Below are 24,050 nucleotides of genomic sequence, written 5' to 3' on the forward strand. Positions count from 1 at the left end.
CAACATTGCGTTACACAAAAAAGGCTGCCAAATGGCAGCCTTTCAATTACTTATAGTGACGACAAACTTAGTTGAAGTTTGGTTTTGTCATTCCTGCAGATGCACGGTTTATTGCTACTTGGCTGCCTGCGCCTTTCGGTGCGTAGCGCTCGGCTTTAAACGGTGCTGCTGAAATCGTAATTTCACGAAGCTCTTGAGGACCCGGTGCTTTCGTCATCGGTGCGCTAGCGCGTGGCTTAGTGGCAACGTTGATAACTTCAACTTCAGATACTGGTGCTGCTGCCGGTGATTTAACTGTAATTTCTTCTACAGTTTCTTCTACCGCTTCAGCCACTGGCTCTGGAGTAAGTGTAGTTTCTACAACTGTTTCAGTCATTTCCGCTACAGGTGCATCAACGATAAGCTCTACTGGTGCTGTTTCAACAACTGTAGACTCAGTTTTCTCAGCAACTGGTGCTTTAACGAATGGAGCTTCCATTTTAGCCTCTACAGGTTCTTGAACTTTTGATTCAACAACTGGCGCGTCAACGACGGCATGGTGCTCACAACGGATGATAATTTTACCCATCGCCATTTCTGGACAAGCAAAACCACCTTGGATTGCAGATACTGCCGTCGCTGCTGCTTCTTCTTGAACTCGCTCTTCCTTCTTCGGCGCTGGTTTTTGAATGTAGCGTGGCATCACTTTACCCATTGCCATCTCAGGAGAAGCTACGCCACCCTTACGTAGACGGAATGGGTTAGGGCGACGATCGCGACCACGACGACGGCGTTGACCACTTGCACGTAGGTGACGTGGAGAACGACGATTGCGACGCTGTTTAGATTCTGCTTGAAGGTTGTCTTGTTGTGCTTCTGCGATTGCCTCAACTGGCTTTTCAACAGGAGCTTCAACTGGCAACTCAACGAGTTGTTCAGCCGCTTGCTGGTCCTTAACGCGCACAGATTTGTTTAGTTTGCGACGTTGACGGCGCTCTTTCACTTTCTCTGCTTTGGCGTTTGTCTTCGCTTTGATTTCTTCTGGTTTAGCTTCAGAACGCGCTTCTGCGGCGAGCTGCAGACCTTTTTCCGCTACTTTTACGTTTGCTTTTTGCTCTTGTGATTTCTCAGCTTGTTGAGGTTTTGGCTTACGCTTTTGATTACGGTTTTGTGGTTTGCTTAACTGCTGAACATCGCTTTGTTCAGTCGCTTGTTCATCACGAGGCTTGCGACGACGCTTGTTATCGCGGTTATCACGGTTATCGCGGTTATCACGGTTATCGCGAGTCTCACGATTATCGCGTTGGTTACCACGACGACGGTCGTTACGATCACGTCGGTTGCGTTTGTTATCGCGGTTCGGTTTCTTTTCTTCTTGTTTCGGCGCTTCTTTTACTTCTTCAGAACCACCAAATAGGAAGCTACCTAAGGCTTTGAACAGACGGCTAAATAGCCCAGGTTTTTCTTCTTGTACGACTTCTTTCTTCTTCGCTGCTGGAGCCGGCTTAGATGCAGGAGTTGGCGCTGGTGCAGTTTGAGTCGGCGCAGCAAAACCTTTAAGAACAGGCTCTTCAATTCGCTTAGACTTAATTTCAACTTCTGTTGTTTCTTTGCCTTCCGCTTCTTTCATTGCTTCCAGTTTCTTAGGAAGTAAGTAAGAAAGTAGATCAAATTCTTCGCCTTCACGCACGCGGATTACTTCGAAGTGTGGTGTTTCCATATCTGAGTTTGGAACAACCGTGATTTTCACTTCTTGATTGCGTTCGATGTGGTTTACTGAGCGACGCTTTTCGTTCAATAGATAAGAAGCAATTGGAACAGGGACAACCGCCAAAACTTGAGCGGTGTTGTCTTTCAATGCTTCCTCTTCAATTAGACGAAGAACAGACAGTGCTAGAGATTCGTTGTCACGAACAACACCCGTGCCCGTACAACGAGGACAGATGTGGTGGCTTGCTTCTGCAAGAGAAGGGCTCAAGCGTTGACGAGACATCTCTAGTAGACCAAAGCGAGAAATACGGCCGATTTGGACGCGAGCACGATCTAAACGAACAGCTTCACGCAGACGGTTTTCTACTTCGCGTTGGTGGCGTACAGGTGTCATATCAATGAAGTCAATAACAACCAGACCACCTAGGTCACGTAGACGCAATTGACGAGCGATCTCATCAGCGGCTTCTAGATTTGTGTTCAGTGCCGTTTCTTCGATATCGCCACCCTTTGTTGCACGAGCTGAGTTGATATCGATAGAGGTTAGCGCTTCTGTTGGGTCGATAACGATAGAACCGCCAGAAGGTAAGCGCACTTCACGTTGGAATGCTGATTCAATTTGGCTTTCGATTTGGTAGTGGCTAAATAGCGGAACTTCGCCTTCGTATTTCTTAACACGGTTAATGAAATCAGGGCGAACCAAGCTGATGTGCTCTTTAGCACGTTCATAAATGGTGTTGCTATCAATTAGGATTTCACCAATGTCGCGACGTAGGTAATCACGGATTGCACGAACGATAACGTTACTTTCTTGGTGGATTAAGAATGGGGCAAGGTTAGAGTCTGCCGCGTCCTTAATCGCACTCCAGTGGTTAAGTAGTACGTTCAAATCCCATTCAAGCTCTTCAGCACTCTTTCCAACCCCAGCGGTACGAACGATTAGCCCCATGCCTTGTGGCAGTTCTAAAGTGCTTAGCGCTGCTTTTAGCTGAGTGCGCTCGTCACCTTCGATACGGCGTGAAATACCGCCAGCACGTGGGTTGTTAGGCATCAGGACTAGATAGCTACCTGCAAGAGAAATGAAAGTAGTCAGAGCTGCGCCCTTGCTACCACGTTCCTCTTTTTCCACTTGTACGATTACTTCTTGCCCTTCGCTTAGCACTTCTTTAATGCTTGGACGACCTTGGTAAGTGTAACCTTCAGGGAAGTATTCGCGGGCAATTTCTTTGAGAGGGAGGAAACCGTGACGCTCAGCACCGTAATCAACAAATGCGGCTTCTAGGCTTGGTTCGACACGTGTAATACGGCCTTTGTAGATATTCGCCTTCTTAGATTCATGTCCTGGACTCTCGATATCAAGATCGAAAAGTCGCTGGCCATCAACCAGAGCGACACGCAACTCTTCTTTTTGAGTTGCGTTAATTAACATTCTTTTCATTGAAAATTCTCGTTGTCTTCTCTTTTATCTTTCTCGTTTTCTTACCACTTTTTTTCGCTCTTTCACGGTGCCTGATCCCATGGCTTATATATTGCAGCCTCCCGGCTGGAAGGGGATGCTCTTGGGCACGTCAGTTATCACAAATCTCTTAGGGTTTCGGTTAGAAACGAAAAACTTGTGACCCGCTATTCGGGCGGTAGATACTCAACGTGAATATGCGAGGAGTAGAGTGGTAAGTGTTTTGAATTCAAAGAGTCTTACGCCAATGCTGCACCTGATCTTCAATAGTCTACTCACATTGCTTGGGATAGATGATTGGTAATGAACAAAATGTAACCAAACCTTCCTTAGCAGCTGTGAACTATAGCAGCGCGAGTGGATATCAGCAATCGGCTTTCACGCAAACGATAGAAAAATCGGCGCTAATTCAATTTTTCAAATTCATAACTGGCTGTTTAATAAGCACTTGGCTGTTGAAAATAACAAAGATGTAAAACAAACCGCCAACTTGGTGGTGGGTTTTAATAATTTAAACAAAAGCTTGGCGCATTTTGGCTCAATTTATGCCAACAAGTATTTCTTTCGTCGCAAGAATAATGTGAAGTCATACAGATTTGCGTTTACAATAGCGCACATGAGCGAAATAAGAACACAAGTCCAGTTTGTCGATATAGACGAAGATATGGCGGGTCAGCGTATTGATAATTTCTTACGCAACCAATTAAAAGATGTCCCAAAAAGCATGATTTATCGAATCGTGCGTAAGGGCGAAGTGCGCGTAAATAAAAAGCGAGTTAAGGCTGAGTATAAACTGAAAGCGGGTGACCTCGTTCGTATTCCACCAGTAACGGTAGAGAAGAAAGAAGACGACGTAGCGCCAAGCACTAAGTTGAATAAAGTAGCTGAGCTTGAAGATATGATCATTTTTGAAGATGATCATATGTTGATTCTTAATAAACCGTCCGGCACAGCGGTGCATGGTGGTAGTGGTTTGAAGTTTGGCGCTATCGAAGCACTACGTGCGTTACGACCACAAGCTCGTTTCCTTGAACTTGTACATCGTATTGACCGAGATACCTCAGGCATTTTATTGGTCGCAAAAAAACGTTCAGCGCTTCGTCATTTGCAAGCACAGTTCCGTGAAAAAACAGTGAAAAAGTTTTACTTCGCATTGGTGATGGGACAGTGGAAGAGCAGCTGTAAAGTGGTTAATGCACCATTACTGAAAAATGAAGTGAACAGCATCGTGCGCGTTAACCCGAATGGTAAGCCTTCTGAAACACGTTTTAAAATTCTGGAAAAGTTTGAGCAAGCGACGTTGATTCAAGCGAGCCCAATTACTGGCCGTACTCACCAAATTCGAGTGCATACTCAATACACCGGCCATCCTATTGCGTGGGATGACCGCTATGGTGACCGACGCTTTGATGCTTACACCGGACAGGTTGGCCTTGACCGTTTGTTTCTCCATGCGGCAAATATAAAGTTCCAACATCCATCAAACGATGAATGGATAGAAATTAATGCGCCGATGGGACCTAAACTAGAAAAAGTGTTAGTGGGTTTGAGAAAAAGCTAATCCAGCACATGAGTTTAAAGGTATCACCAAGGGAGCATAGCGCTCCCTTTTTAATGTTACCAATTCAACTATCCCTTAGACTGACAAAGAGAGGGGGAAGGAATCTTTACCGTAAAGGCTCATTTTGTCTTTACGATATATGCCATAGAACATTACAAAACGTCAAAACCTTGCGTTTGTAACATATCAATCAAGTCGATAAGTGGCAGCCCTACTAAGGTATTCGGGTCTTTGCCTACTAACTTATTAAACAGACAAATACCCATTCCTTCACTCTTAAAACTGCCCGCGCAGTAAAAGGGTTCTTCTCTATCGACGTAGCGTTCAATCTGCTCACGACTCAACACCCTGAAGTGAACTTCAAAAGTATCGAAGCCAACTTCAGTATGGTTTGTTGCGGTGTTGTGCACGGCGAGTCCAGTATAAAAAGTGATGACTTTGCCGCTTTGGGCAAGTAGTTGAGCAATGGCATTGTTACGGTCAAGTGGTTTACCAACAATTTTGCCATCAATGACACACACTTGGTCACTACCTATGACTAAACTAGGCTGCTCTGTATCGCAGGATGTCGCTTTATCGATGGCGAGCCTCTGTACTAAGTCCAACGGACGCTCATCAGGCTGTGGTGTTTCGTCGCAATCTGGCGACACGCAAATAAACGGTGTTGAAAGTTTTTCCAGCAATTGTTTACGAAAAGGGGAAGTTGAGGCTAAAACAAGTTGGTAATTTTTCATTTTGAATTACAATTCACAAAAGCATTTTAGATAGCATAATCGATCAAAATTGATTCTGGCTAATGCTCTGTATGTTAAGCGTAAAAAAGTACAACTTTTTTTCCTTTTTCTTTGACTAATTTTGATTTGGAAGATAATATTCGCGCCCTATGCAAAAGGTAAAATTACCGCGAACGGTTGATCCGGCTAAAGCGGCACAGAAACGACTAGATTTCGATGGCATCATCCAAGCTAGTCTTTTTAAGCGCTTAGCGGAAATGACTGATGGCGTAAAACGCGACGCAGAAGTCTCATTGTCATTTGAGATAGATGAACAGCGACTTGTTGTTATCTCTGGTAAAGCTAACATCGAAGTCGAATTAGAGTGTCAGCGTTGTAACGAGGTATTCACACATCTGTGTGAAGTTGAATTCCTTTACACTCCTTACTACGGTGAGAAGACGGAAGAGGAAGCACCAGAAATTTATGATTTGGTAGATCTAAATGAGTATGGTGAATTAGACCTTATACAACTGGTTGAAGACGAGTTCATCTTAGCATTACCTCAAATTGCGATGCATGATGAAGCGGATTGTAGCGTTGATTCAAATAACATGGTTTTTGGTGAGATTCCTGAAGAAATTGAGGAAAAGAAACCGAATCCATTCGACGTTTTGAAAAGTTTGAAAAAGTAATCAGTGTGGTAATTGATGCTTTCTCATCTTTGAACCCAATAGTATAGGAGTAGGGTCAATGGCCGTACAAAAGAGCAAGAAGTCACGTTCAATGCGTGGTATGCGTCGTTCACACGATGCACTAACTACAGCAGCACTTTCTGTAGATGCAACTTCAGGTGAAACTCACCTACGTCACAACGTAACTGCTGAAGGTTACTACCGTGGCAAAAAGGTTATCAACAAGTAAGGTTGACCTTTGCAAAATATTACCGTTGCACTTGATGCAATGGGCGGGGATTTCGGTCCACGCGTAACAGTGCCTGCCGCCGTGCAGGCACTGTCTCATTTCCCAGAGCTAAAAGTGATTCTTATAGGTGATCAATCTCTGATCACGTCTCAATTATCTCAACTAGGTACCTCAACCAGTTCTCGTTTGAGCATTGTTCATAGTGAGAAAGTGATTTCAAATTCAGAAAAACCTTCTTTAGCGCTGCGTAATAGTCAAAACAGTTCTATGCGTATGGCGCTCGATCTCGTTTCTGAAAGTGAGGCCGATGCTTGCGTGAGTGGTGGTAACACCGGCGCGCTAATGGCGCTGTCACGCTTTATTCTTAAGCTGCTTCCTGGTATTGAACGTCCTGCATTAGTTTCAGCTTTACCTACCATCAGTGGAAAACGTACTTGGATGTTAGATCTTGGGGCGAATGTGTCGTGTGATGCCGACAGCCTTTTCCAATTTGCTGTAATGGGTAGTGCACTAGCAGAAGAACATTTAGGTCGTCCCCCTCGTGTCGCTGTATTGAATATTGGTGCAGAAGAAATCAAAGGGAACGATTTAGTTAAACGCTGTGCAGAAATGCTTTCTCAAACCGACACGATTAACTTTGTTGGTTATATTGAAGGTAATCAAATTTTGCATGATGTTGCCGATGTTATTGTCTGTGATGGCTTTGTCGGCAATGTATGCTTAAAAGCCAGTGAGGGAACAGCGCATCTCTTTATCGAAAAGCTCAAAACGAGCATGATGGCATCAACGATAAAGGGGTGGATTGCTAGAAAGTTGTTTTCTCGGCTATTTAATGAACTAAAAACACTGAACCCCGACCAGTATAACGGCGCAAGTTTGCTAGGATTGCGCGGCATTGTCATAAAAAGCCATGGAAGTGCGGATGTATCTGCGATTGTCAATGCACTTGGCGAGGCAGTACACGAGGTCAAACGACAAGTACCAAGCCGTATTAGCGATCGTTTGGAAGCGGTTTTACTCGAGAGGCATTATTAGTCTTCATGTATAGCAAAATTTTAGGTACTGGCAGCTACCTGCCATCTCAAGTGCGTACGAACGCTGACTTAGAAAAAATGGTAGATACAAGTGATGAGTGGATCGTCGCTCGCACAGGTATTAAAGAGCGTCGAATTGCAGCAGAAGATGAAACTGTTGCGGACATGGCATTCTACGCAGCTGAAAATGCAATCGATATGGCCGGCATCGATAAAAATGATATCGACCTCATTATCGTTGCGACCACAAGCAGTAGCCATACTTTCCCTTCATCTGCGTGTCAGGTGCAGGCAAAGCTTGGTATTAAAGGTTGTCCTGCTTTTGACTTAGCCGCTGCTTGTTCCGGCTTTGTATACGCATTGTCTGTCGCTGACCAACACATTAAAACGGGTATGTGCAAAAACGTACTTGTGATTGGTGCAGACGCATTGTCAAAAACATGTGACCCGACTGACCGTTCAACCATCATTCTATTTGGTGACGCTGCGGGCGCTGTGGTTGTGGGTGCTAGCGAAGAGCCTGGTATCATCTCTACACACGTGTATTCAGATGGTCAATTTGGCGATCTACTGAGTCTTCCTGTGCCACAACGTGGCAAAGATGCCGACCAGTGGCTGCACATGGCGGGCAACGAAGTTTTTAAAGTGGCCGTAACTCAGCTCTCTAAGCTAGTAAAAGATACGCTTGAAGCGAACGATATGCACAAGTCTGAATTAGACTGGTTAGTGCCGCACCAAGCGAACTATCGTATTATTTCAGCGACAGCGAAGAAACTTTCGATGTCACTAGACCAAGTCGTGATTACATTAGATAAACACGGCAACACGTCTGCTGCAACAGTGCCAACTGCACTGGATGAAGCGGTTCGTGATGGTCGTATTAAACGTGGTCAAACCCTGCTTCTTGAAGCGTTTGGCGGGGGATTCACTTGGGGCTCTGCCCTAGTGAAATTCTAAGTTTCATAAGAATTAAAAATTTAAGATGCGCTAAGGTGCATCTTATTTCTTTTTACTTTGCTTAAAGGAAGACAACATGAGCAAGTTTGCTATCGTATTTCCAGGCCAAGGCTCACAAGCTGTAGGTATGCTTGCTGATCTAGGCGAACAATATGACGTAGTAAAACAAACATTTGCAGAAGCATCTGACGCACTAGGTTACGACCTATGGGCGCTTGTTCAAAATGGACCTGCAGAAGATCTAAACCAAACTTTCCGTACTCAACCTGCTTTGCTAGCGTCATCTGTTGCTATCTGGCGTGTATGGCAAGAGCTTGGTCTTGAGCAACCAGCAAACCTAGCGGGTCACAGCCTAGGTGAATACTCAGCATTGGTATGTGCTGGCGTGATTGACTTTAAAGAAGCAATCAAACTGGTTGAACTACGTGGTCAACTTATGCAAGAAGCAGTACCTGCTGGTACAGGTGCAATGTACGCGATTATCGGTCTAGATGATGAAGCGATTGCAAAAGCGTGTGAACAAGCAGCGCAAGGTGAAGTGGTTTCTCCAGTAAACTTCAACTCGCCTGGTCAAGTTGTTATCGCAGGTAGTAAAGACGCAGTAGAGCGTGCGGGCGCACTATGTAAAGAAGCAGGTGCAAAACGTGCACTTCCTCTTCCTGTTTCAGTGCCTTCACACTGTGCACTAATGAAACCTGCAGCAGTGAAGCTAGCTGTCGCGCTAGAGTCTATCGAATTCAATGCACCACAACTTCCAGTAATCAACAACGTTGATGTGGCGGCGGAAACGGATCCTGCAAAAATAAAAGATGCACTTGTTCGTCAGCTACACAGCCCAGTACGTTGGACTGAAAGCGTACAGCTAATGAGCGAGCAAGGTGTAGAAAACCTACTTGAGTTTGGCCCTGGCAAAGTACTGACAGGTCTAACGAAACGTATCGTGAAGACACTAAGCGCAGCAGCCGTTAATGACGTTGCTTCGCTAGAAGCTGCTAAGTAATTCGTTCACGATAAGAAAAGGAAAACACAACATGATGAATCTAGAAGGTAAGATCGCTCTTGTGACAGGCGCAAGCCGTGGCATTGGTCGTGCGATTGCGGAGCTTCTTGTTGAGCGCGGTGCGACAGTAATCGGTACGGCGACTTCTGAAGGCGGCGCAGCGGCGATCAGCGAATACCTAGGTGAAAATGGCAAAGGTCTAGCACTTAACGTGACGGACGTTGACTCTATCGAAGCAACACTAAAAACCATCAACGATGAATTTGGCGCGATCGATATTCTAGTCAACAACGCCGGTATTACTCGTGACAATCTACTAATGCGTATGAAAGACGATGAGTGGAACGACATCATCAATACGAACCTTACGCCAATCTACCGCATGTCTAAAGCCGTTCTACGTGGCATGATGAAAAAGCGTTCTGGCCGTATCATCAACGTAGGCTCAGTTGTAGGTACTATGGGTAATGCTGGTCAAACGAACTACGCAGCAGCAAAAGCTGGTGTGATCGGTTTTACTAAGTCGATGGCGCGTGAAGTCGCTTCTCGCGGCGTAACGGTTAACACGGTAGCGCCAGGGTTCATCGAAACTGACATGACTAAGGCGCTAAATGACGACCAACGTGCAGCAACGTTGTCGAACGTGCCAGCAGGCCGTCTAGGTGATCCTCGTGAAATTGCTTCTGCAGTTGTGTTCCTAGCTTCACCTGAAGCGGCTTACATTACTGGTGAAACGTTGCATGTAAATGGTGGTATGTATATGGTTTAACGCACAGTTCGTGCAAAATGAGCTATTTTACTTTGTGAAAAATAGCCTATAGTTGCTGTTAACTGTCGTAAACTTGTCATGGTTATGCACAACATTTGTGCATGATATAAGTCAAAAATGTATTGAAATTCGGTTAATTTCGCTAAATTTGTGGTTTGACCAGCAAGGACCCCCTTGCAACTTTCAATAGTTCGAATAAACTACGGAATCATCGCATTAGGCGAAATCTGTAAAGGAAAAAAAAATGAGCAACATCGAAGAACGCGTAAAGAAAATCATTGTTGAACAGCTAGGTGTGGACGAAGCAGAAGTTAAAAATGAAGCTTCTTTTGTTGACGATCTAGGTGCTGATTCTCTAGATACTGTAGAGCTAGTTATGGCTCTAGAAGAGGAATTTGACACTGAGATTCCTGATGAAGAAGCAGAGAAAATCACTACTGTTCAAGCTGCAATCGACTACGTAAACAGCGCTCAGTAATTATCTCTCCCAGGCGGTCTCCTAGACCGCCTGTGTTCTTTCTAACTTCTTCTATCCTCTCATAGAAATATTCAATTCCCGGAGAATTATATCGTGTCCAAGCATCGTGTAGTTGTCACTGGCATGGGTATGTTGTCACCGGTAGGCAACACAGTAGAATCATCTTGGAAAGCCCTGCTAGAAGGTCAAAGTGGTATTGTTAACATCGAACATTTCGATACGACAAACTTCTCAACTCGTTTTGCAGGTCTTATTAAAGATTTCGATTGCACAGAGTACATGTCTAAAAAAGATGCTCGTAAAATGGATCTCTTTATCCAGTACGGCATCGCCGCGGGTATCCAAGCGTTAGATGACTCTGGCTTACAAATTACCGAAGAAAACGCGGCTCGAGTTGGTGTAGCAATCGGCTCAGGCATTGGCGGTCTAGATCTAATCGAAACAGGCCATACAGCGCTTGTTGAAAAAGGCCCTCGCAAAGTAAGCCCATTTTTTGTGCCTTCGACCATCGTTAATATGGTGGCAGGTAATCTATCTATCATGCGTGGTCTTCGTGGTCCAAATATCGCGATCTCTACAGCATGTACGACAGGTCTTCACAACATCGGCCACGCTGCACGTATGATCGCATACGGTGATGCCGAGGCAATGGTTGCAGGTGGCTCAGAGAAGGCATCTACACCACTGGGTATGGCTGGCTTTGGGGCGGCTAAAGCACTTTCAACTCGTAATGATGAACCTCAAAAAGCATCTCGTCCATGGGACAAAGGCCGTGACGGCTTCGTTCTTGGTGACGGTGCAGGTATGATGGTTCTGGAAGAATACGAGCACGCGAAAGCACGTGGCGCTAAGATTTACGCAGAGCTAGTGGGCTTTGGTATGTCTGGTGACGCTTACCATATGACTTCTCCAAGTGAAGATGGTTCAGGTGGCGCACTAGCGATGGAAGCGGCAATGCGTGATGCGAAGATCACGGGTACACAAGTGGGTTACGTTAACGCTCATGGTACTTCTACTCCTGCCGGTGACGTAGCTGAAATCAAGGGTGTGAAACGTGCTCTTGGTGAAGAAGGCTCAAAACAAGTACTTGTCTCTTCAACGAAATCTATGACAGGTCACCTTTTAGGTGCGGCGGGTTCAGTTGAAGCGATCATCACGGTGATGTCTCTGGTTGACCAAATCGTGCCACCAACGATCAATCTAGATGACCCAGAAGAAGGCCTCGATATTGACCTTGTACCGCACACTGCGCGTAAAGTTGATATGGAATACGCGATCTGTAACTCGTTCGGTTTCGGCGGAACAAACGGCTCACTTGTATTCAAAAAGTTTGCAGAGTAAAACTCTTTAACACAGTTTTAGAGTAGTGAAACTTGTATTCTAACGGCTCGATGCTTAGCATTGAGCCGTTTTGTTTTATTTGTCGATCAGAAATCAAAGGGTATCTGAATGTTCTGGGTAAATGGACTTCCACAAACGCATATTTCGCTCGGTGATCGCTCGTTTCAATATGGTGATGGCTGTTTTACCACCATCAAGACTAAGCATAGTCAGTTGGAGCACTGGCAAGCACATATTGAGCGTATGGAGGCGTGTCTAAAAACATTGCACATACCTTTTCCTGATTGGAATACGGTTTTTGATTGGGCGATGCTTGCGGTCTTAAAAGACGAGTCGGCAGGAATCAAAATTCACATCAGTCGTGGCACTGGTGGACGTGGATACAGTCCCGTCGGTATAGATGGTCCGGTTGTAACCATTTCGAACTTCGCATTTCCTTCTCATTATACTTTGTGGCAAGAAAATGGCGTGCAGTTAGGCGTTTGCAAAACCCGCCTAGGCATTCAACCGCTCCTAGCTGGCCATAAGCACAACAACCGAATAGAGCAGGTTCTCGCAAAGGCAGAAATTGAAGGTTCTGAATTTGCCGACGCTGTGACGTTAAATGTGCAAAATCATGTCATTGAAACTACAATGGCAAACCTTTTTTGGGTTAATGGTAAACGGGTATACACACCGCGGTTGAGTTTGTCTGGTGTGGCTGGCGTGATGCGCCGTAAGGTATTGGAATTTCTCCAAACTGAAGGTTACCCAGTGCAAGTAGCCGAATTCACACTGACGGATCTGCTTGATGCAGAAGAGGTGTGGATGTGTAACTCACTACTGGGTGTTGCGCCGATTTCCGGTATTTCAACACCAGATAACAAGATTGAATTTCCAATTGGAAAATTGACACGACGACTTCAAGGGAATCTAAATACGTGATTAAAAAACTGTTTGCGTTTGTTGTACTGATTGCCGCTATTAGTGCAGCAGGTGTTTTTTACGTTGTTTCACAAACTAAGCAATACGTTCACTCGCCTATTCTTATTGAGCAGCCGCAGCTGTTTACAGTAGAAAATGGCACTAGCTTTCACCGAGTAATGCGCGACTTGGTGAAAGATAACATTATCGAAGCTTCTGACTACACTCGCTTGATGCCTCATCTTTATCCAGAGCTTCTTCAGGTGAGAGCGGGCACTTATCAACTAGAGCCAAAGCTTTCTCTCTATCAAACGTTAGAACAGCTCAATACGGGTAAAGAACATCAGTTTGCTATCACGTTTGTGGAAGGCAGCCGCTTTTCTGAGTGGGTCGACCAACTCAGCACCGCGCCTTATGTAAAACATGATTTGACAGGTCTGTCTGAAAAAGAGATGGCTGAAAAATTGGGGATTGATCGTGAAAAGCTTGAAGGCTTATTTCTTGCTGAAACCTACCATTACACCGCTGGCACAAGCGAAAGTCAGATCTTAGATCGTGCACATAGCAAGTTAAATAAAATTCTTGATGCACAATGGGAACAGCGTCAAGAAAAACTGCCACTGAAAGACAAATATGAAGCGCTGATTCTGGCTTCTATTATCGAAAAAGAGACCGCGATTGATTCAGAGCGTGAGCGCGTGGCTTCTGTATTTGTAAACCGTCTAAATAAACGTATGCGCCTGCAAACGGACCCGACCGTTATCTACGGCATGGGTGATGCCTACGATGGTAATATTCGTAAGAAAGATTTGCGTACTCCAACGCCATACAACACATACACTATCAATGGATTGCCGCCAACGCCGATTGCCATGGCGGGGGAGGCATCGATTGAAGCTGCTTTAAACCCAGAAAACAGTAATTATCTATATTTCGTAGCAAGTGGAAAGGGCGGACATGTGTTTTCGAAGTCCCTTGCAGAGCACAATCGTGCTGTACGTGCCTATTTAAGAGAACTAAGAAAGAACAAATGATGAAAGCAAACTTTATTGTCGTTGAGGGCCTCGAAGGCGCGGGTAAAAGCACGGCGATTAAAACCGTTTTAGACACGCTAAATGCTGCGGGCATCGAAGATATCGTCAATACTCGAGAGCCAGGTGGCACACCGCTAGCCGAAAAAATGCGCGCTTTGGTTAAAGAAGGGCACGAAGGCGAAGACCTGAAAGACATGACAGAGCTGCTTTTACTCTACGCAGCACGTGTTCAATTGGTTGAGAACGTGATCAAGCCAGCGCTAGCAAATGGTCAATGGGTAGTTGGCGACCGTCATGATTTGTCTTCTCAAGCTTATCAAGGTGGTGGCCGCCAAATCGACGAGTCGTTGATGAAAAATCTTCGTGACACCACCTTAGGTGAATTTAAGCCGGCTTTCACGTTATACATGGATCTTGACCCTCGTGTTGGCCTCGAGCGAGCACGTGGTCGCGGTGAACTCGATCGTATTGAAAAGATGGACATTAGCTTCTTTGAGCGAACGCGTGAGCGTTACTTGGAGCTCGCAAATGCAGATGATTCCATTGTAGTGATCAACGCTGAGCAGTCGATTGAAGAAGTGGCGCAAGACATTAAAGCCGCTTTGAACGAATGGCTAGCATCATTGTAAGCAAAACGTGGATTGAGGTAGCTCATGTTAAATGACTTTCCATGGTTACAGCCCGTTTGGGATAACCTCAAAGTAAGCTTGGACTCAGACCGTATTCCTGGGGCGTTGCTGCTGCAGAGTCAGAGAGGGCTAGCAGTAGATAAGCTAGTCGGCTTGTTCAGTCGAGTACTGCTTTGTCAAAATTATAGTAGTGAAGCGTGTGGCTTTTGCCATAGTTGCCAGTTGAGCCAGGCTAATAATCATCCTGATTTACATTGGATCAAACCCGAAAAAGAGGGGAAATCGATTACAGTCGATCAAATTCGAGCATGTAACCGCTTAGCACATGAGTCTTCTCAGCTTAATGGCTACCGAGTGTTCATTATTGAACCTGCTGATGCAATGAATGAGTCAGCCTCTAACGCTCTGCTGAAAACCTTGGAAGAGCCTGGACAAAAGTGTTTGTTTTTGTTGGTTACGCATAACCAAGAACGATTGTTGCCAACGATTCAGAGTCGCTGTCAGCAGTGGGTGGTGACCCCACCTTCTACGGACCAAGCAATGAGCTGGATGAACGAGCAGGGCGCTTCACAAGTACCAGCTTATGCACTTAAGCTGAACATGGGCTCTCCGATTAATACGCTAGATGCTGTTAAGAGCGGTGAGCTTGATGAATACCAAGCGTTTGAGCGTTGCATTATTGAGACGTTGTCTTCACCGATCTCCGATGTATATCAGTGTGCATCACTGATGGCTAAGAACCCTAATAAAACGTTAGATTGGGCGTGGTATTTACTCACAGACGCACAAAAAGCCCAGTTTGGCGTCATGGAACCCGATCAGTTACCCGGAGCAACTAAGTTCCAGCCCAATAATTATAATGGACTTTACTTTTCAGCACAGAAACTGCTGGCGTTGAAAGCCCAATTACAGAGCTCACCTGGTTTAAACCTTGAGCTACTATCAATGAACTGGTTAATTGAGTCACGAGAGGCATTATGTTCGTAGATTCGCACTGTCATTTAGACAAATTGAATTACGATGATCTCCATATTAATGTGGAAGACGTTATTAACAAAGCAAAGCAAGCTAACGTAAAAGAGCTATTGTCTGTAGGAGTGACGTTGGACTCTTTCCCTAAAATGCTGGAAATGATCACGCCATATAACAACGTTTATGCGTCTTGTGGTGTACATCCATTAGATGTAGAAAGCGCGTTCTCTATGGAAACATTACGCCAGCATGCCTCTCACGATAAAGTGGTGGCTATTGGTGAAACGGGTTTGGATTACCATTACAAACCCGATACAGCTTCGCTGCAAAAAACGCGTTTTGAGCAGCAAGTCGAACTTGCGGTAGAGCTCAATAAACCCTTGATCATTCATACTCGCCATGCGCGCGCCGACACGTTAGATATCCTACGTAACGGTGGGGCAGATAAATGTGGTGGTGTGATCCATTGCTTTACTGAAGATTTACCTTTTGCAGAAGCTGCGTTGGATTTGGGCTTCTACATCTCAATTTCCGGTATTGTCACTTTCCGCCAGGCGACAGAACTGAAAGAGGTAGTGAAAGCGCTGCCGTTAGAAAAGTTGTTAATTGAGACCGATTCCCCCTACCTTGCGCCTGTTCCACACCGTGGAAAAGAGAATCAGCCAGCCTATGTCGTCGAAGTCGCTGCTTATATTGCGCAACTAAAAGGGTGTTCACTGGGTGAGGTAGGGCAAAAAACCACCGAAAACTTCCGAAATCTTTTTTTGCGATGAAAAATCAATATGTGTATCAAAAAGGGGCTATTGCCTCTTTTTTGTTTATAAATACATCAAAAGCATTGTTTAGTTTAATGTATACTGAATTTGTTGATTTAGTAGCATTCAAAAACTGCAAATGTAATTTTGTTACTAAAAATAACATCGTGCTTTATTTTCTTCACGCCTTAAAATTAATTATCAACATGAAAAGTGTCTTTAAAAACAGATAATTAGAATTGATATAATCCTTCTTGTTGCTGGTTTTTCATGTGATCCAAGACTTGTTTTGAAATTAAATTTCGTAACTATGTGGAAAGTTTGAGGGTCATCAATATATATTTAGCCTCGAAAAATATAATGCAACGTGTGGTTACATTTTCATGGGTGCTAACATTTAGGCTACGGGGGTGATCCGTTAGTGCCCAAATAAAACTTATAATTTATCAGGAGCATAAACATGTTTAAGAACCTTTTTGCCAACCTGCAAAAAGTTGGTAAAGCTCTGATGCTACCAGTATCAGTGTTACCAGTCGCAGGTATCCTATTAGGTGTTGGTGCTGCCCACCTAAGTTTCATTCCAGACATCGTTTCTAACCTAATGGAACAAGCTGGTGGCTCAGTATTTGGCCAAATGGCACTTCTATTTGCTGTTGGTGTAGCACTAGGCTTCACAAACAACGATGGTGTAGCAGGTCTTGCTGCAATCGTTGGTTACGGCATCATGACAGCAACGCTAGGTGTTATGGCTGGCATCATGGGTGTTGAGAAAATCGATACCGGCGTACTAGGTGGTATCCTTGTCGGTGGTGTTGCTGCTTGGGCATTTAACCGTTTCTTCAAAATCCAACTTCCAGAATACCTTGGCTTCTTCGCAGGTAAACGTGCTGTACCAATCATCACGGGTTTCGCTGCGATTCTTCTAGCGGTTATTCTTTCTGTTGTATGGCCACCAATCGGTGGTGCTATCTCAGCATTCTCTGACTGGGCTGCACACCAGAACCCACAACTAGCGTTCGGTATCTACGGCGTTGTTGAACGTACACTTATCCCATTCGGTCTACACCACGTATGGAACGTACCGTTCTTCTTTGAAGCTGGTACTTGTGTGAACGCTGCTGGCGAAACTCAAAACGGCGTACTTACTTGTTACCTAGTTGCAGACGAAGCAACTCGCGCTGCTGGTAATGGCTTCGGTCAGCTAGCAGGTGGTTACATGTTCAAGATGTTTGGTCTACCAGCTGCAGCAATCGCTATTGCGCACTGTGCTAAACCAGAAAACCGCGCGAAAGTAATGGGCATCATGGCGTCAGCGGCTCTGACTTCATTCCTAACGGGTATTACAGAGCCTATCGAATTTTCATTCCTATTCGTTGCTCCTGTACTATACGGTATCCACGCTCTACTAGCGGGTTCTGCATACGTTGTTGCTAACACTCTAGGTTTTGTGCACGGTACTTCATTCTCACACGGTCTGATCGACTTCCTAGTTCTATCTGGTAACTCTCAGAAGATGGGTCTGATGGTTGCTGTTGGTCTAGTTTACGCTGCAATCTACTACGTAGTATTCCGTGCAGTGATTACGGCTCTTGACCTAAAAACTCCTGGTCGTGAAGACGAGTCAGCTGAATCTGTAGAGACTGCTGCTTCAGAAATGGGTGGAGAACTTGTTGCGGCATTCGGTGGTAAAGCAAACATCACTGGTCTAGACGCATGTATCACGCGTCTACGCGTGGCAGTAGCGGATACGGCTGCAGTTGACCAAGACAAACTGAAACAACTTGGCGCTGCTGGTGTTGTTGTTGTAGCAGGTGGTGTTCAGGCTATCTTCGGTACCAAGTCTGACAATCTAAAAACTGAAATGGATGAGTGGATTCGTAGTCACGGCTAATCTCAATCATTGATAAAAAGGAGGCTTCGGCCTCCTTTTTTATACTTACCATTCCTCGATTTCTTTTCTGGTTTCTGTCTCTATGGTGTCACTGCCATAGTGTTGATGTGTGCTGTGATCTTGCTCTCATTCTTACGTGTGTCGCTTTTTTCGTACGCTACTCTTACCTGCTGCTGACACAACAAACCCCCGCCATGTTTGAATTATGTACGCTGTTTTTTAAGAGTGATGACGAGTATGAAAAAGCAATTGATGCTAGTGATAGCAATGCTGCCAAGTGTCGTATTAGCGGCAAGTCAATCAAAAGACTTATCAGTAGGAATGGCGGTAGACCAACAACTCAGTGTTGTTGTGGAAATCGATAAGCAGTACCGAGGCATTATTGGCAACGATGGAATGGCATTTGATTACATCGCCAAACGTGGTTCATTTGACCAGAATATGCCAGTCAGTTGGTATGTCGGCGTTGGTGGCTGGTATGAATGGAATGATGAGTTTGGTCTTCGTGTCCCGTTGGGTTTGAACTGGGATCTATCTAAAGGGTGGGATTTGTACGCACAAATTCAACCGGAGCTAGAATTGTATCAAGGTCCAGACCTTCAGATTGGTGGTGCGATTGGTATGAAATACAATTTTTAAGCAACTGGAATTCTGACTCATGAGCCTCGATTTGAAGCAAGGCGTTAACCGTGATTACAACATGCCGGTAACTTACCGGCACTTATTGTTGTCATTCGCCGTTAATTAAAAACGGAAGCTTAAACCAATATTAGACTGGAGTTGGTTCATCCAATCCGTTTCGAATCTGATGACACAATTTGAACCATCGGTCGGCAGCACGCACGCTCCTGAAGTATCATTATCGACCACCGTGCCAAGCCAACGAACTTGTGCGGTGAGGGCAACGTTCTGTGAAAACTCATATTCAAGTCCAGAAAATGCACTTGCAGAAAAACCGTATTTATCATCGACCCAATCCGCGTCGATGTAAGCTCCTCCTAGGCCTAAACCAATATAGGCTTGCCATCTTGGGGAGACCGGGTAGTAAATACTGCTTTGAAACTGAAGATAGTGAATATTTGAAGCGTTGTTGACATCTTTCAGCTCTGAAGATTGGTTTGAGTAAAACAGCCCAATTTTACCCAACTCTAACGGTGTTTCGATTGCTAAAGCATAATTAATTGTAGGATCAATGTCATAGTCGCGTTCATTTTCATCTTCAGCTGCGCCACCTACAGTAAAACCGATAAATGGAGTGATAGTCACGTTTGCTTGAGCGCCCATAGAACAGCCTAATAATATACTTCCAACTAGCCAGTTAAGTTTATTATTCATTTCTTATCTCCTTATTACGACTAAGTTAATTGTGATGCCTTCGCCAAAATTGTGCGACTAAATCAGACAAATCTTGAACATACCCCACACCAATGTTATTACTTTGTTAAAGTGAAGGAGGTGTTTATGGAACACGATCTAAAATCAGCGTTACTTATTGTCGTCGTAGTATTCGCCGTTTTATTATCATTTGGCATTATTGCAATCACGACAGCTTAATCCTAAGGCCCTACGGCTATGATGCGTAACAGCGGTATCATCACGAATAGCTATGTCGAGCTCAATGTTGACGTTTACGAGCATTTTCGACGAGGCAAAACTGCCCTAGTCACTCAAGGTGGTGGGCAGAGAGGGATTTTTACCGCTGGTGTTTTAGATGCATTTTTGCTTTCGAATTTTGACCCTTTCGATGAGTTTTATGGCACGTCTGCTGGCGCATTAAACCTATGCTCATACTTATGTCGTCAACATGGTTTGGGTAAAGCCTTTATCACAGAACTTACGACCTCCCCCGAATTTTTTAATCTCATCCGCTACATACGAAATAAGCAATATTTGGGCTTAGAATGGGCACTAGAGCGTATTCAAGATTACCCTTATAAATTAGACGTCGATCTTGGTCGAAAGGCATTACGAGGGCGGGGAGCGTTTGCAGCAGTGACCAATGCACAGACACTCGCTGATCATTATTTACCAATTTTGGGGAATGAGTGGCGAGACACGATGGTCGCTACATGTGCCATACCAAAATTGTATCAAGGCCCAGTTGCGATTGAAGATCAAATGTTTGTCGATGGTGGAGTCTCGGCATCTATCCCTGTTCAGGAAGCTTGGCGTCAAAATGCCCGTAATATTATTGTGATCCGGACCGAGCCATTTTCGGCATCAGAAGCCAAATCACAAAGTGAAATTGGGGATACAGAAGTTGAGTGGTATCGAGAGTCGATAAACTCAGTACAAGAGTCTTGGCAGCAGCGTGTGAACCAGTGGAAAGACGATTGGAGTAACTTTTTTCAACAGAAAATTAATATCGCTCATCACTCCAAACTTTCAGGTAGACAGTTGCTCAACGGAGGGCGATGGCTGTTTGGGGCAGATAACTTGTATCGCTTGAGTCATCTCATTGGCGAGAACTTCGACTCGGGTTTAGCTGATATGCTGATGATACATTATCAGACGTTTGAACTTACCCAGGCTTTTTTATCTACTCCGCCCGATGACACTTTTATTCTACAACTCGCTCCGCAACAGGAACTGCGCTCTTCTTCTTTACTTAGTGATCCTGAAGCGCTTGAGCATGATTACCAACTTGGCTTACAAACAGGTTTAAATCTTATTCAGCTCTATGATCAATTGAACATGGATAGTTAATACTAATCGTTGTAAATAATGGTTCATTCTAGCGGGTTGAAAAGACGCGATAACGGCGTCAAAAAATGATTGGAATAATACTACACGAGCAAAGGGGCTCTGATGCGAGCCCCGGCAAGAATCTTGTTTTATTAACTCGATAACGTATTTAAGCGGAAAGAATACGCAAACAATTGGTTGAGCCGACCACATCCATCACATCTCCTTGAGTGATGATCACGAGGTCTCCTTTATCGAGCAACCCATGCTCTTTTAGTGTGTCAATAGCATTTTGCGCTGCCGTCAACCCAGTTTCCCCTTTTGGATCAAAGAAAACCGGAGTGACCCCACGATATAGAGCTGCACGGTTTAGTGTGGATTCATTTCGAGAGAGTGCAAAAATCGGCAAGCCAGAACTGAGGCGTGACATCATCAATGCTGTTCGCCCTGATTCGGTGAGAGCGATCATGGCTTTAATTCCCTCCATGTGATTGGCGGAATACATGGTTGCCATTGCGATGGTTTCTTCAGCGGAGGCAAAGGTTCGGTCCATACGATAAGTCGATAGGCTCGCTTCCGACATCCTTTCTGCTCCCATACACACTTCAGCCATGGATTTCACGGTTTCAATAGGGTATAGGCCTGCTGCAGTTTCACCAGAGAGCATCACCGCATCGGTACCATCGAGCACGGCGTTTGCCACATCCATGACTTCTGCCCGCGTAGGCATGGGGGCAGTGATCATCGATTCCATCATTTGAGTTGCGGTGATAACAAGGCGGTTTAAGCTGCGCGCACGACAAATCAGTTTTTTCTGTACGGCAACAAGTTCCGGATCGCCAATTTCTACGCCTAAGTCACCGCGTGCTACCATCACAACATCTGACGCAAGGATGATGTCATCGATAGACTCATTATTAGCAACGGTTTCTGCGCGTTCGACTTTGGCAACTAACTTAGCTTCTAGGCCAGCATCGCGTGCTAAACGACGAGCGTAATGCATGTCTTCGCCGTTACGCGGAAAAGAAATTGCTAAATAATCGACTTTAATTTCTGCTGCCGTCAGTATGTCAGCTTTGTCTTTTTCAGTAAGCGCATCAGCGGAGAGCCCGCCCCCTTTTTTGTTGATGCCTTTGTTATTGGAAAGTGGCCCCCCAACGGTGACGCGGGTATGAACCTTATTACCTTTAACGCTAGTAACTTGCAGTTGCACGCGGCCATCGTCAAGAAGCAGGATATCGTTAGGTGTAACATCTTTCGGTAGATCTTTGTAATCAAGGCCAACCGATTCTTGGTTACCTTCACCTTTTAGTAAATCGCTGTCTAATGTGAATTTATCCCCGACGCTAAGCGTGATCTTGCCGTCTTTGAAGGTGGACACTCGGATCTTAGGGCCTTGTAAATCACCCAGTATTGCGACTTGGCGGCCAAGTTTTGCAGCAATAGCACGGACTTTTTGTGCGCGCTGGATGTGGTCTTCACTGGTGCCGTGAGAGAAGTTCATACGAACGACGTTGGCACCAGCTTTGATTATCTCCTCAAGGTTATTGCCTTTATCGGTTGACGGACCGAGTGTGGTGACAATTTTTGTTCTTCTTAATATGGAAGTCATAGATTCTCCGAAGAATGCAGGTGTAGGATAAGAGCACTCAAATTCTATTCTTGCTAAGTATATGCACGGCACATGCAGATAGTTTGTATTTGGGGCAAAGTGCTGAAAAAGACGATGACACAGGCTTTGCTAACTAATTTGAAGAATAAAATAAGTTGTTTTTCAGATAATTTAACAGGAGTAGAATTCTTGTTATTTGATTGAATACACAAACGAACATGTTTATACGTGATGCTTGTCACGGGGATTTATCAATTCACTTCACAATTACTTCGCAAAGTAAAAAAATTACTCCGTTATAGAATTTCGGAGCGAAAAATGTACATGGCTCAACCGGGCCATATTGATCATATCAAACAGGTCAATGCTGGTCGTGTATATAAACTAATTGACCTCAAGGGTCCAATTTCTCGAATTGATTTGTCCAAGCAAAGCGAGCTTGCGCCTGCGAGTATCACCAAGATCACTCGAGAATTGATTGAAGCCCATTTGATTCATGAAACAACCGTACAGGAAGCGACCAGTCGTGGTCGCCCTGCGGTGGGTTTACAGGTCAATAATGAAGGTTGGCAATTTCTGTCGATGCGTTTGGGGCGAGGGTACTTGACCATCGCGTTGCATGAATTGGGGGGCGATGTACTTATCGACACCAAAATCGAAATTCATGAACTCGACCAAGATGATGTATTGGAACGTTTACTTTATGAAATTGATGAGTTCTTCCAAACTTACGCGGATCAACTCGATCGTGTTACCAGTATTGCGATCACTCTACCAGGTCTAGTGAATTCAGAGCAGGGTATTGTGCTGCAAATGCCTCACTACAATGTCGAGAACTTAGCTCTCGGCCCTGAGATCTACAAAGCGACTGGCTTGCCAGTTTTTATTGCCAACGATACGCGTGCTTGGGCATTAGCAGAAAAGCTGTTTGGTCACTCTCAAGATAACGACAACTCAGTACTGATTTCTATTCACCATGGCTTGGGTGCCGGCATCATTCTTGATGGTCGAGTATTACAAGGTCGCCACGGTAACATTGGGGAATTGGGCCATATTCAAATCGACCCAAATGGCAAGCGTTGCCATTGTGGCAATATTGGCTGTTTAGAAACGGTTGCCAGTTCGCAGGCTATAAGAGAAGAAGTTGTCACTCGTATTGCGAATGGCGAAGCGTCAGCTCTTGCTGAACAAGAGGAGATGAGCATCGAGAGCATTTGTGAAGCAGCAGCAAATGGTGATCCACTGGCTGTTGATGTGATTGAAAAACTTGGCCGTTATTTAGGTTCTGCGATTGCGATAGTGATTAACCTGTTTAACCCTGAAAAAATACTGATTGGTGGCGTGATAAATCAGGCTAAAGAAGTGTTATATCCAGCGGTTCGTCGTTGCATTGAAGAACAAAGCTTGCCAGTTTACCACCAAGATCTGCAGTTGGTGGAATCCCGTTTTTACAAGCAAGCCACCATGCCGGGAGCCGCGCTTATCAAGCAGGCTCTGTACGATGGTCAGTTATTGATGAAGGTAATTGAGGGTTAACCTCATTTTCGTTTTCATAAAATGTTTATGAGGGTGAGCGAGATAGTTCGCCCTTTTTTAATTGCTCGGAGGTTGACAAGTTGTCATTCTGAGCAACGTTTCATTGCTATA

23 protein-coding genes are annotated in these 24,050 nt (G+C 44.8%); 19 read left to right on the forward strand and 4 right to left on the reverse strand.

Features of this window, described 5'->3' with window-relative positions:
• Window positions 1-67: 67 nt before the first annotated feature.
• On the reverse strand, window positions 68-3,127 hold the full coding sequence (rne, locus tag AK965_RS10305) for a ribonuclease E (protein WP_099079529.1): 3,060 nt from the start codon (window positions 3,125-3,127) through the stop codon (window positions 68-70).
• 634 nt (window positions 3,128-3,761) lie between these two features.
• Between rne and rluC the strand changes: the two genes are divergently transcribed.
• Window positions 3,762-4,706: a 23S rRNA pseudouridine(955/2504/2580) synthase RluC gene (rluC, locus tag AK965_RS10310; RefSeq protein WP_099079585.1), complete on the forward strand. Its 945-nt coding sequence runs from the start codon at window positions 3,762-3,764 to the stop codon at window positions 4,704-4,706.
• A 152-nt stretch (window positions 4,707-4,858) separates the two neighbouring features.
• Here the strand turns inward: rluC and AK965_RS10315 are convergent, their stop codons facing one another.
• A complete protein-coding gene (locus AK965_RS10315) occupies window positions 4,859-5,440 on the reverse strand; it encodes a nucleoside triphosphate pyrophosphatase (protein ID WP_099079530.1) in 582 nt (193 codons plus the stop codon).
• Between the two features lie 149 nt (window positions 5,441-5,589).
• Here AK965_RS10315 and yceD point away from each other — a divergent pair, with 149 nt between their 5' ends.
• From yceD to AK965_RS10395, 15 genes are all read left to right on the forward strand, one after another.
• Window positions 5,590-6,114, forward strand: a complete 525-nt coding sequence (gene yceD / locus AK965_RS10320) for a 23S rRNA accumulation protein YceD (RefSeq protein ID WP_099079531.1) — start codon at window positions 5,590-5,592, stop codon at window positions 6,112-6,114.
• Between the two features lie 58 nt (window positions 6,115-6,172).
• Complete coding sequence (rpmF, locus tag AK965_RS10325) at window positions 6,173-6,343, forward strand: 50S ribosomal protein L32 (RefSeq protein ID WP_004414666.1); 171 nt, start codon at window positions 6,173-6,175, stop codon at window positions 6,341-6,343.
• Window positions 6,344-6,352: 9 nt separating this feature from the next.
• Window positions 6,353-7,378: a phosphate acyltransferase PlsX gene (gene plsX / locus AK965_RS10330; protein WP_099079532.1), complete on the forward strand. Its 1,026-nt coding sequence runs from the start codon at window positions 6,353-6,355 to the stop codon at window positions 7,376-7,378.
• A 5-nt stretch (window positions 7,379-7,383) separates the two neighbouring features.
• Entirely contained in the window at window positions 7,384-8,334 is a 951-nt protein-coding gene (locus AK965_RS10335; protein WP_099079533.1) for a beta-ketoacyl-ACP synthase III, read from the forward strand.
• Window positions 8,335-8,410: 76 nt separating this feature from the next.
• Entirely contained in the window at window positions 8,411-9,334 is a 924-nt protein-coding gene (gene fabD, locus AK965_RS10340) for an ACP S-malonyltransferase (protein ID WP_099079534.1), read from the forward strand.
• Between the two features lie 34 nt (window positions 9,335-9,368).
• The gene (fabG, locus tag AK965_RS10345) at window positions 9,369-10,103 is read left to right on the forward strand and encodes a 3-oxoacyl-ACP reductase FabG (RefSeq protein WP_172438126.1); all 735 of its coding nucleotides are present in this window, start codon (window positions 9,369-9,371) and stop codon (window positions 10,101-10,103) included.
• A 244-nt stretch (window positions 10,104-10,347) separates the two neighbouring features.
• Window positions 10,348-10,581 carry an acyl carrier protein gene (acpP, locus tag AK965_RS10350; RefSeq protein ID WP_004406112.1) on the forward strand — a complete coding sequence of 78 codons (234 nt, stop codon included), beginning with the start codon at window positions 10,348-10,350 and terminating at the stop codon, window positions 10,579-10,581.
• A gap of 93 nt (window positions 10,582-10,674) precedes the next feature.
• Complete coding sequence (fabF, locus tag AK965_RS10355; RefSeq protein WP_099079536.1) at window positions 10,675-11,922, forward strand: beta-ketoacyl-ACP synthase II; 1,248 nt, start codon at window positions 10,675-10,677, stop codon at window positions 11,920-11,922.
• A gap of 108 nt (window positions 11,923-12,030) precedes the next feature.
• Window positions 12,031-12,846, forward strand: coding sequence for an aminodeoxychorismate lyase (gene pabC, locus AK965_RS10360; RefSeq protein ID WP_099079537.1), 816 nt, complete (start codon window positions 12,031-12,033; stop codon window positions 12,844-12,846).
• Window positions 12,843-13,859, forward strand: a complete 1,017-nt coding sequence (mltG, locus tag AK965_RS10365; RefSeq protein WP_099079538.1) for an endolytic transglycosylase MltG — start codon at window positions 12,843-12,845, stop codon at window positions 13,857-13,859. Before pabC ends, mltG begins: the two co-directional genes overlap by 4 nt.
• Window positions 13,856-14,488: a dTMP kinase gene (gene tmk / locus AK965_RS10370; RefSeq protein WP_099079539.1), complete on the forward strand. Its 633-nt coding sequence runs from the start codon at window positions 13,856-13,858 to the stop codon at window positions 14,486-14,488. Before mltG ends, tmk begins: the two co-directional genes overlap by 4 nt.
• 24 nt (window positions 14,489-14,512) lie before the next feature.
• Window positions 14,513-15,475, forward strand: a complete 963-nt coding sequence (locus AK965_RS10375) for a DNA polymerase III subunit delta' (protein ID WP_099079540.1) — start codon at window positions 14,513-14,515, stop codon at window positions 15,473-15,475.
• Window positions 15,466-16,233 (forward strand): TatD family hydrolase, encoded by a 768-nt coding sequence (locus AK965_RS10380; protein WP_099079541.1) that lies wholly within the window; start codon window positions 15,466-15,468, stop codon window positions 16,231-16,233. Before AK965_RS10375 ends, AK965_RS10380 begins: the two co-directional genes overlap by 10 nt.
• 442 nt (window positions 16,234-16,675) lie before the next feature.
• Window positions 16,676-18,106: a PTS glucose transporter subunit IIBC gene (gene ptsG, locus AK965_RS10390; protein WP_099079543.1), complete on the forward strand. Its 1,431-nt coding sequence runs from the start codon at window positions 16,676-16,678 to the stop codon at window positions 18,104-18,106.
• A 237-nt stretch (window positions 18,107-18,343) separates the two neighbouring features.
• Window positions 18,344-18,745, forward strand: coding sequence for a hypothetical protein (locus tag AK965_RS10395; RefSeq protein ID WP_099079544.1), 402 nt, complete (start codon window positions 18,344-18,346; stop codon window positions 18,743-18,745).
• Between the two features lie 105 nt (window positions 18,746-18,850).
• Here AK965_RS10395 and AK965_RS10400 read toward each other — a convergent pair whose 3' ends face one another.
• A complete protein-coding gene (locus AK965_RS10400; RefSeq protein ID WP_099079545.1) occupies window positions 18,851-19,441 on the reverse strand; it encodes an outer membrane beta-barrel protein in 591 nt (196 codons plus the stop codon).
• A gap of 126 nt (window positions 19,442-19,567) precedes the next feature.
• Here AK965_RS10400 and AK965_RS10405 point away from each other — a divergent pair, with 126 nt between their 5' ends.
• Complete coding sequence (locus tag AK965_RS10405) at window positions 19,568-19,660, forward strand: YnhF family membrane protein (protein WP_099079546.1); 93 nt, start codon at window positions 19,568-19,570, stop codon at window positions 19,658-19,660.
• Window positions 19,661-19,678: 18 nt separating this feature from the next.
• On the forward strand, window positions 19,679-20,812 hold the full coding sequence (locus AK965_RS10410; RefSeq protein WP_099079547.1) for a patatin family protein: 1,134 nt from the start codon (window positions 19,679-19,681) through the stop codon (window positions 20,810-20,812).
• A gap of 148 nt (window positions 20,813-20,960) precedes the next feature.
• Here the strand turns inward: AK965_RS10410 and pyk are convergent, their stop codons facing one another.
• Complete coding sequence (gene pyk, locus AK965_RS10415) at window positions 20,961-22,403, reverse strand: pyruvate kinase (protein ID WP_099079548.1); 1,443 nt, start codon at window positions 22,401-22,403, stop codon at window positions 20,961-20,963.
• 318 nt (window positions 22,404-22,721) lie between these two features.
• Between pyk and AK965_RS10420 the strand changes: the two genes are divergently transcribed.
• Window positions 22,722-23,939, forward strand: a complete 1,218-nt coding sequence (locus AK965_RS10420; protein ID WP_099079549.1) for an ROK family protein — start codon at window positions 22,722-22,724, stop codon at window positions 23,937-23,939.
• The last annotated feature ends 111 nt before the right edge of the window (window positions 23,940-24,050 follow it).

The sequence above is a fragment of the Vibrio sp. PID17_43 genome (assembly GCF_002608565.1).
Classification (GTDB): domain Bacteria; phylum Pseudomonadota; class Gammaproteobacteria; order Enterobacterales; family Vibrionaceae; genus Vibrio.